The following is a 586-nucleotide window of genomic DNA, read 5'->3' as shown; positions in this document are numbered from 1 at the left end:
CGAGGGGGCGGAGGAGGAGCGCGAGCGCTGGTTCGGGCGCTACCTGCAAGGCGCCGTGATCGGCAATGCCGGCTGGGAAGTCGGCGGTGCCAACGGTTCGATCAGTGCGCGCATCGTGCGTGACGGCGAGCACTTTCGCGCTTGCGGCAGCAAGTACTACAGCACCGGTTCGTTGTATGCCGATTGGGTCAGCGCCGTCGCCCTGGACGAGAATGACCAGCCCGTGTCGTTCATCCTGCCCCGCGACCGCCAGGGCCTGGAGTTGCTGGATGATTTCGACGCCATGGGCCAGCGCCTGACCGCCAGTGGCACCACCCATCTGCATGATGTGCAGGTGTTGGCCAGCGAGATCCGCACCCGCACCGTCGAGGAAGGCAAGCGCACGATTGTCACGCCGTTCCTGCAAGTGTTCCTCGCGGCGGTGCAGGCCGGTATTGCGCGCAATGCGCTGAATGATGCGGTGACCTTTGCCAAGGAGCATGCGCGGCCGATCAAGCACAGCAGCGCCACGCGCTCGGTGGATGACCCGTACGTGGAACTGAGCGTGGGCGACGTCTCGGCCCGGGCCTTTACCGCCGAAGCGGTG

At 66.0% G+C, this 586-nt stretch carries 1 pseudogene; it reads left to right on the top strand.

The annotated features are described in order from the left end of the window. Positions 1-586, top strand: a pseudogene (locus HX846_RS32655) (acyl-CoA dehydrogenase); the annotation flags it as partial.

This window comes from Pseudomonas sp. K5002 (assembly GCF_013386655.1).
Lineage (GTDB): Bacteria > Pseudomonadota > Gammaproteobacteria > Pseudomonadales > Pseudomonadaceae > Aquipseudomonas.
This window is presented reverse-complemented; position numbering and strand designations above follow the sequence as displayed.